Origin of the sequence: Henriciella sp., from assembly GCF_049649345.1 — a bacterium.
Classification (GTDB): domain Bacteria; phylum Pseudomonadota; class Alphaproteobacteria; order Caulobacterales; family Hyphomonadaceae; genus Henriciella.
Genome location: NZ_JBARZC010000345.1, coordinates 1 through 7775, shown reverse-complemented (window position 1 = coordinate 7775; position 7775 = coordinate 1). Strand labels below are relative to the sequence as shown.

The following is a 7775-nucleotide window of genomic DNA, read 5'->3' as shown; positions in this document are numbered from 1 at the left end:
CTCTGGCGCCGGCGAAAACGCCGCCATACCGGACAAGGCCCGCGTGCTCGCCTCGCAGCCTGTCGATTATGTCCGCAGCGAGGATGAGGATTGAACAGTGCCGGTGTGAAAACCGGGCTTGCGAGGGCGCCCTTCAAACTGTATTGAGGCGCCTCCAATGGCATAGCCGCCTTAGCTCAGCTGGTAGAGCATCGCATTCGTAATGCGGGGGTCAGGTGTTCAAGTCACCTAGGCGGCACCATTCATCTGCAGTTCGCCTGCGGCAAAAAAGATGAACCCCGGCAGGGGCCTCAGGTTTAGACCCCGTCTCCTCGCTTCGCACCTCACATGAATCGCGCTCAAGGCTGCGATGTGTTCGCTGCATCCTTGCCGTCGACCTCGCCGGACGAGCCGGCCTTGCGGTCCGGATTAACGAGCTTGTTGTAGACGCGCGTCAACGGGCTTTTGACCATCGGGATATAGGGCCGCTTGATGGCGGCAGCGGCGCGGGCGTTCATCCGCACGAAGGCGAAACCGGCCAGGCCGAAATAGACCATTGCGATATATACAAAGAGCGCGGCCGGGTGGAACACAGACATCGCAACCGCCCCCGCCATGGCGCCGACCGTCGAGCCGAGCCCGTGCAGGAGTAGCAGGCCGCCGCTCGTCGCCACTGCCTGTCCCGGTGCGGCATGGTCGTTGGCATGGGCGGCGCAGATTCCGAATGTCGGAATGATCAGACCCCCGAACAGGAAGGCCAGCCCGAGCAGCGCTGTCTGTGATGTCCCTGCCAGCATCGCGACCAGAAGCGCCGCGCCCGCCCCCAGAAGCGAACTTCCGATAATGACAAAGCGCCGGTCGATCCGGTCTGACAGCGCGCCCATCGGGAACTGGAACACCCCTGCCCCGATGATCGCCGTACTCATGAACGCCGCCACCATGGCTGGCGCATATCCGGATTTCTGGACGAAGACTGGCGCAACGCCCCAGAAGGCCGCATTGGCAAGCCCGGTCGCCGCAGCCCCGACCGCGCCGACAGGCGATGTCTTGTAGAGCTTGCGGATGTCGAGCTTTGCGGTTTCCAGGGGGGCGGGCGAGTGAACCTGGGTCAAGGCGATCGGGACAAGCGCGATCGAGATCAGGATCGAGACGAGCACGAACAGGTAGAAGCCTGACGGGGACGCCGTTGCGAGCAGCGCATTGCCGATCGTTACCGCGCCCAGATCGACAATCCGGTAGACCGACAGGATCTTGCCGCGATTTTCATTCGTCGCGCGCTCATTGATCCAGCTTTCGAGCACCATGGTGAGGCCCGCAAAGCTGAACCCCGTTATGAAGCGCAGCACCGCCCAGGCGGTGGCATCGACGAACATGACATGCGCCAGCGCGCTCGACGAAGCGACAGAGGCAAGCGCGACGAAGGTCCGGATATGGCCGACCGTCTTGATGGTCTTCGGCACAAACCGGCACCCCAGGATAAATCCCGCAAAATAGGCAGAGGTCAGCGCGCCGATGACGGCCGTCGGAAAGCCTTCCAGATCACCCCGAACAGCGAGAAGCGTGCCCTGCAGCCCGTTTCCCGCGTACAGGATAGCGGTCGCGAGCAGGAGCGAACCAATGGCTGAGATCGTTCTGATCATGGAGCTGGACAGTCGCTGAAGGGGTGGATTTACCGCTGCATCTGCGCATATCTCGATGGCCTGATCACCCGGTCTTGCGGCTTTATCGGTCTGATTGCTGCAACTGCGAACACTTTGTGCAAAGCCAGCTGCGTCTGAGCGGCGATTTCGCAGTCCTCACCCGAGCGGATACTCGGCCACCGCGTCATAAACACTCTTCTTCCCATCCAGCCCGATGCTCTCATAGAGATGGAACCGGTCGGCCGTCCAAGGCCCGGCGTGGAAGACCTGCCAGCGCTCTGACCAGGCCCTGACGGGTTCCAGCGGCACATTGTTGAGATAGGCGAGCGTGATGTGCGGCCTGAACGGTTTGGCGTCCGGCGCGATGCCGAGCCGCGTCGCCGTCTTGCGCACCGCTTGGGCCAGCGCCTCGAGCGCGGGTGAACGTTTCACCGTCGCATAGGCAAGCCCCGGCTCCTTGCGCCCGAACCAGCCGACGCCCTCGATCTCCAGGTCGAACTGGCGCGCCGGAATGTCCCCGATCGCCGCATCCAGTTCTTCGGCCTCTGGCTCGTGCACATCGCCAAAGTAGCCGAGGGTGATGTGGAAATGGTGCCGCTCGCGCCAGCGCGCGCCATCAAGGCCGGTCTGCAGCGGCTCCAGCCGGTCGATAACGTCCTCCGGGACGGGAAGGCCTGCGAATAGTCTGATCATCGTCCTTTTCCGGGGAGGGTGAAAAGTCTGTGGCCCCAATTGAAGACGCCCGGCCAGCCTGACCGGGCGTCTCCAAACATACATCTACCGATCGGTGAGACTAGCCTGCGAGCTCGTCCAGTTTGCCGAAATGCTCGGCCAGCAGATAATAGAAGGTCACGCGCGACTTGTTGGAGCCTTCTGGTTTCAGTTTTTCGCAAATCTTGCCGATTGCGCCGTCAATGTCTCCGTTCGACTGGGCGAGGCCCAGCTTGCCGCGGCAGAACTTCTCACGCACACGTTGAAGCTCTCCCTCATCTGAACATGAGACAAGCGACGAGTCGCGATTGCGCAGGGCGATCCCCAAATGGCCTACGATCTTTTCTGCGGCCTTCTGGTTATATCCCTTTGCGTACTTTTTTATGTTGTCAGCGTACGCTGATGCGTCTGCCATTGTAAGTATCCCCTTCCGGTGTCTTTACTTCCCGCTGTTGCCGTAACGACAGCTTCGGCATGCTGCTATCAGAAATTCAGAAAGTCAAACACTGCTTTATGACTCATGGGCAAGGCGACGGTTGTCGCAAGTGAAGCGCATTTACATCCGCCTCCATGTCTTCAGTCCAGGGTAGTTCAAAGGCGTCAATACACGTCTTCAACTGGTCTAGACTTGTCGCGCCGATGATCGTGGAGCCCATGAAAGGGCGCGTATCGCAGAAGCGGAGCGCAAACTGGGCCGGATCGACGCCGTATTTCGCGGCGAGACCCAAATAGCCATTTATGGCGGCCTCTGCCGGTGGCTTTTCATAGCGCTGCAGCCGGTCGAAAAGCTGTTTGCGAGAGCCTTTGGGCAGCGCGCCCCCGCGATATTTCCCGGTGAGATAGCCCTGCGCGAGCGGCGAATAGGCCAGCAGGCTCACCCCCTCGCGCATGCAGCATTCCTCAAGATCGCCCTCGAACGTCCGGTTGACGAGATTGTAGGCATTCTGGATCGACTGGATGCGTGGCAGGCCGTGCTTGTGGCTCTCGGCAATGAAGCGCATCACGCCATAGGATGTCTCGTTCGACAGGCCGATATAGCGGATGCGGCCCGCCCTGACATGCGCATCGAGATGGCCAAGGATGGTCTCGAAGGCCTCATATTCGATGTCATAATGTTCCGCTTTCAGGCGCGTTCCAAAGGTCGCGGCCGGCCGGTCGGGCCAGTGTAGCTGGTAGAGATCGATATAGTCGGTCTTCAGCCGTTTCAGGCTCTTCTCGACGGCCTCATCGATCTGTTCCTTTGTCTGGCGGGTCATCTTTACATTGCCGTCGCGCGTCCACGTCATCTTCGAGCGGCCCGTCACCTTTGAAGCGAGGATGATCTGCTTGCGCTTGCCGGTCTTCTTGAACCAGGTTCCGATGATTTCCTCTGTCCGGCCCTGCGTTTCAGCCCGGGGCGGGACAGCATACATTTCGGCGGTGTCGAAGAAGTTGATGCCGCGCTCTGCAGCATAATCCATCTGGGCGTGGCCTTCCTCTTCAGTGTTCTGCTCGCCCCACGTCATCGTCCCTAAACAGCAGGCGGTCACTTCTACTTCGGTCGTCCCCAGGTGGCGTTTTTCGTCATGCATAAGAAAATCCTATCGGTTCAGGTGCCAAATAAAATTGATCCCACTGCTCGGGGCAACCGGTTTTCCTTGAAGTGACGGGGTATTTCACCCATATTATCGCCAATCGGCATACTCTTATGCCGGCCTTTCGAAAGAGGGATAAATGAACGACTTCAATTCATCTGTCGCCCGCGGCAGGACTATGGATGCGAGCATTGATGCGGGCCTCCGCACCTTCATGCTCGGCGTCTATACGAAGCTGACCTGGGGCATCGCGCTTTCAGGCGTGCTCGCCTTCGCCGCAGGCACCTGGGATCCGCTGACACAGCTGATCTTCGGCACACCGCTCTACTATGTTGTGGCCTTCGCGCCCATCGCCCTGATCTTCGGCTCGATGTTCTTCATGAAGAACCCGTCGCCGACCGGGTCTGCAGTCCTGTACTGGGCCATCGTGACCTTTGTGGGCCTCGGTCTTGGCGTCTATTTCTACATGGCGTCGAACAATATCAGCACGCAGACAGCCGGCGGCATCTCGCAATCGCTGAACTATATGACGATCGCGAAAGCCTTCTTCATCACAGCGTCCGCCTTTGGCGCCCTGTCGCTCTGGGGCTATACGACCAAGCGTGACCTGTCGGCCATTGGCAGCTTTGCCATCATGGCGATCTGGGCGCTCTTTGCGGTCTCCGTGATCTACATGTTCTTGCCGATGCTCGGCATCATGGAGCCGTCTTCCGGCATGGAATGGCTGATCTCGGGTGGCTTTGCGCTGCTCTCGGCTGTCCTCGTTGCCTGGCAGACCCAGGAGCTGAAAGAAGGCTATTACAGCCTCGCTGGTGACGGTCGCAGCCTTGCTGTGATGACGAACTGGGGCGCGCTGAACTTCTTTATCATGTTCGTGAACATGTTCCGCTTCGTCCTGATGATGCTCGCCTCGCGCGACTAGCCAGACAGGCAACCAATCAGAGAAAGCCCCGGACACCGCGTCCGGGGCTTTTTTCTTGACTCCCGCCGCGCCTGCAGACACCTTCGAACAAATCAAGAACTGATATGTGGAGGCGGTGATGGCTGATGATCACCTCAACCCGTGTGCGAGCGATATCTGCCGCGGTGTCCTGCGCCTTTTCGCGGACATGAACCTTGCCGGTGTCACCGAAATGACGCTCGCCAATGGCCGGCGCGCCGACATCGCCGCGGTCGGCCCCAATGGCGAGATCACCATCGTCGAGGTGAAAAGTTCGGTCGCGGATTTCCGCTCGGACGGAAAGTGGCCGGACTACCGCCCCTTCTGTGACTATTTCTATTTCGCGGTCGGCCATGGCTTTCCGAAGGCGTTGATTCCCGATGAGACCGGCCTGATCGTTGCCGACGGGTTTGGCGGCGCCGTCCTGCGCAATCCCGAGAAGACGCCCATCGCACCGGCCCGCCGCAAGGCCGTAACGCTGCGCTTCGCCCGGCTTGCCGCCAACCGCCTCAATTTCGGCGCCGAGCCTGTCGCAGCCGATCTCCTCACCACCTCTTGATGCGTGCCCAACTGGACGCCGCTTCAAAGACTCCCTAGCTGAACCCTCATGAGCCTTGCCTATCCGCTTGCGAAAACTGCCGAAGACGCGCTGAAAGGCGGCGATCTAGCCGCCCGCACGCGCTATCAGGCTGAGGAGCTGGCAGGCGACACGCCTATCCTGGCGCTCGAAACCGAATGGCTGAAACCGCCAAGCACGGATGTGCCCGCCCTGATCAGGCAGGCCGAGGCCGGCGAAGCGAAAGGCTTCATCCAGATTTATGAAGACGCCGACGCCAAACCCGTCCTTGCCGTCACCTACTGGAAACTTGGAAAAACGCCTGCAAAGAAAAAGGCCGCCGCTAAGCCAGAACCAGAGCCAAAGCCCAAGACGTCAAAGCCGAAAGCCAAGCAAAAGCCCGAAGAGCTCGACCACACCGACGATCTCTATTTCCGCCATGGCCGCACACGGCCCTCCCGCAAGCGCAAGAAACATGTCGATCCGCGCCAGATGGATTTGTTCGTCAGCCCCGACCAGCGCGGCTATGAGCACAAGGATCCAAACAATCCCAACACGATGCTCACCGACGAGGAAGGCGACGGCACCACGTTTGGAGGCTAGCGTCCGGACCTAGTCGCTGGCCGGCTTGAAGGTCAGGGCGACGCCATTGTTGCAATAGCGCAGGCCAGTCGGCTCAGGGCCGTCCTTGAAGACGTGCCCCTGATGGCCGAGGCAGCGCGCGCAGTGATACTCGGTCCGCTCCATCCAGAGTTTGTTGTCCGGTTTGGTGCCGACAGCGCCGTCGATGACCTCCCAGAAGCTCGGCCAGCCTGTGCCGCTTTCATACTTCCACTCGGACTTGAACAGGGCGAGGTCGCAGCCGGCGCAATGGAAGGTGCCGTCGCGCTTTTCCTCGTTTAGCGGTGAGGTGAAGGCGCGTTCGGTGTCCTCCTCACGCAGTACGGCAAAGGCGGCCGGCGAGAGGCGCTCGCGCCACTCATCCTCGCTGAGGGTGCGCCAGTCCGTGCCTGCATAGTCGCCTTCAGCCTCGCTTGAGGTTTCGGCTGTCGTGCGGCCATTCGAGCAGGCGGCAACAAGGGCGCCGGCGGCGCCTCCGAGCAACAGTCTGCGGCGATTGAAAAAGGGTCGTGTCTGGGTCATGGGGCTAATGTAGGTCCTGTCGCTGCGGCTTCGACTCACAAATGCGTGTGGAAAAGGTGAGGTTCCATGGCGCATAGTCTGCATTCGGGGCTCGCCAGACCGGCAGAGAGCCACTAGAACGCCGGGCGTCGACAAGGTTAACCGGAGCAATGCCCCATGGATGATGGAAAGCTGACAGAAGCCGCCAAGGAGAAGCTGCGGCTTACGATTGAGCGCATCGAGCGTCTTGAAGAAGAAAAGAAAGAAGTCGCCGACCAGATCAAGGATGTCTTCGCCGAAGCCAAATCCATGGGCTATGACGTCAAGGCGCTGCGCCAGGTCGTCCGCATCCGCAAGCAAGACCGCCAGGAACGCGAAGAGGCCGAAGCCGTCCTCGAAACCTATCTGATCGCGCTCGGCGAGGTCTGATCCAGGCGCGGGGTTTGGCAGCCCGGCCAAATCCGCCTAATTTGGGCTCATGCCACGCGAGATTGACGAGAAGAAGAAAAGAAAGGCCCTGCGCAAGCTTCGCAAGGCTGCCGATCTCGCTGCGCGCGGCGAGGGCCCGCCCCTGTCGGACTGGGAAAAGGAATTCCTTGAAGAGGTCGAAGAGCGGATCGAGACGTTTGGCTCTGCTTTCGCTGATCCTGAAAAAGGCAATCTCGAAGAACCGATGTCGGCGCTGCAGACGCGCAAGTTGAAGGAAATCGACAAGAAGGCTCGCGGAAAGGGCAGCAGCTTCAAGACGCGCAAACCGCTCGGCTCGAAGAAGAAGCCCGCCTACACGCCGCGCGTGCGCCAGCTCGATGAGGATATCGAAGACGAAGCGCCACCGCCCCGGCCAGAAAAACCCGAACTTGGACTGATTAAGGCGAGTGAACTGGCAGGCTCCGAAACGTCTGGAAAGGGAGCGCCCCCGCAACAAGGCCCGTCCCGCAAGAACCCCTCAAAGAAGCGCCCTTCACTTCGCATCATCAAAGGCGGGCTCGACCCATCCTAGTTGGCTTGTGAGGGATACAGGTAATCTGTGTAGACCCCGGAAACACCTGCCGCTTTCAACGCATCGGAGATATCCGCCCGATTCACCGTGTGCGTGAAAACAGGGATATTGGACTGCAGAAGCTCGCTATCCTTGCCCAGAAGCCAGCCGACAGGCACCGTAAGCGCAAATAACTCGTGTGCATCTGTGAACGCCAGTATCTCAGCATCTGACAGGGCGGTTCGATAAGTCGTGAATATGATCCGGTCAAAGC

At 60.0% G+C, this 7775-nt stretch carries 10 protein-coding genes, 1 tRNA gene and 1 pseudogene; 6 read left to right on the top strand and 6 right to left on the bottom strand.

Annotated features, from left to right (window positions below):
• The first annotated feature begins 165 nt into the window (after positions 1-165).
• Positions 166-241: transfer RNA gene (locus WA989_RS09460), tRNA-Thr, on the top strand.
• Positions 242-338: 97 nt separating this feature from the next.
• Here the strand turns inward: WA989_RS09460 and WA989_RS09455 are convergent.
• The 4 genes from WA989_RS09455 to WA989_RS09440 form a co-directional block, all read right to left on the bottom strand.
• Positions 339-1619, bottom strand: a complete 1281-nt coding sequence (locus WA989_RS09455) for an MFS transporter (RefSeq protein ID WP_424340252.1) — start codon at positions 1617-1619, stop codon at positions 339-341.
• 156 nt (positions 1620-1775) lie between these two features.
• Positions 1776-2312 carry an RNA 2',3'-cyclic phosphodiesterase gene (gene thpR, locus WA989_RS09450; RefSeq protein ID WP_424340251.1) on the bottom strand — a complete coding sequence of 179 codons (537 nt, stop codon included), beginning with the start codon at positions 2310-2312 and terminating at the stop codon, positions 1776-1778.
• A 100-nt stretch (positions 2313-2412) separates the two neighbouring features.
• Entirely contained in the window at positions 2413-2745 is a 333-nt protein-coding gene (locus WA989_RS09445) for a DUF2853 family protein (RefSeq protein ID WP_424340250.1), read from the bottom strand.
• 103 nt (positions 2746-2848) lie between these two features.
• Positions 2849-3901, bottom strand: coding sequence for an aldo/keto reductase (locus tag WA989_RS09440; RefSeq protein ID WP_424340249.1), 1053 nt, complete (start codon positions 3899-3901; stop codon positions 2849-2851).
• Between the two features lie 142 nt (positions 3902-4043).
• Here WA989_RS09440 and WA989_RS09435 point away from each other — a divergent pair, with 142 nt between their 5' ends.
• The 3 genes from WA989_RS09435 to WA989_RS09425 all read left to right on the top strand — a co-directional run bounded on the left by WA989_RS09435 (position 4044) and on the right by WA989_RS09425 (position 6003).
• On the top strand, positions 4044-4826 hold the full coding sequence (locus WA989_RS09435) for a Bax inhibitor-1/YccA family protein (protein ID WP_424340248.1): 783 nt from the start codon (positions 4044-4046) through the stop codon (positions 4824-4826).
• 118 nt (positions 4827-4944) lie between these two features.
• Complete coding sequence (locus WA989_RS09430) at positions 4945-5403, top strand: MmcB family DNA repair protein (RefSeq protein ID WP_424340247.1); 459 nt, start codon at positions 4945-4947, stop codon at positions 5401-5403.
• Positions 5404-5451: 48 nt separating this feature from the next.
• Positions 5452-6003, top strand: coding sequence for a hypothetical protein (locus tag WA989_RS09425; RefSeq protein ID WP_424340246.1), 552 nt, complete (start codon positions 5452-5454; stop codon positions 6001-6003).
• 9 nt (positions 6004-6012) lie between these two features.
• Here WA989_RS09425 and msrB read toward each other — a convergent pair whose 3' ends face one another.
• Positions 6013-6543: a peptide-methionine (R)-S-oxide reductase MsrB gene (msrB, locus tag WA989_RS09420; protein WP_424340245.1), complete on the bottom strand. Its 531-nt coding sequence runs from the start codon at positions 6541-6543 to the stop codon at positions 6013-6015.
• A 156-nt stretch (positions 6544-6699) separates the two neighbouring features.
• On the opposite strand from msrB, the gene WA989_RS09415 reads away from it, so the two are divergent.
• Together WA989_RS09415 and WA989_RS09410 are read left to right on the top strand one after the other, a co-directional pair.
• Entirely contained in the window at positions 6700-6951 is a 252-nt protein-coding gene (locus tag WA989_RS09415) for a DUF2312 domain-containing protein (protein ID WP_424340244.1), read from the top strand.
• A gap of 49 nt (positions 6952-7000) precedes the next feature.
• Positions 7001-7522: a hypothetical protein gene (locus tag WA989_RS09410; RefSeq protein WP_424340243.1), complete on the top strand. Its 522-nt coding sequence runs from the start codon at positions 7001-7003 to the stop codon at positions 7520-7522.
• Here WA989_RS09410 and WA989_RS09405 read toward each other — a convergent pair.
• Positions 7519-7775 (bottom strand): annotated as a pseudogene (locus WA989_RS09405) (hypothetical protein); the annotation flags it as partial. The gene WA989_RS09410 and the pseudogene WA989_RS09405 overlap by 4 nt on opposite strands.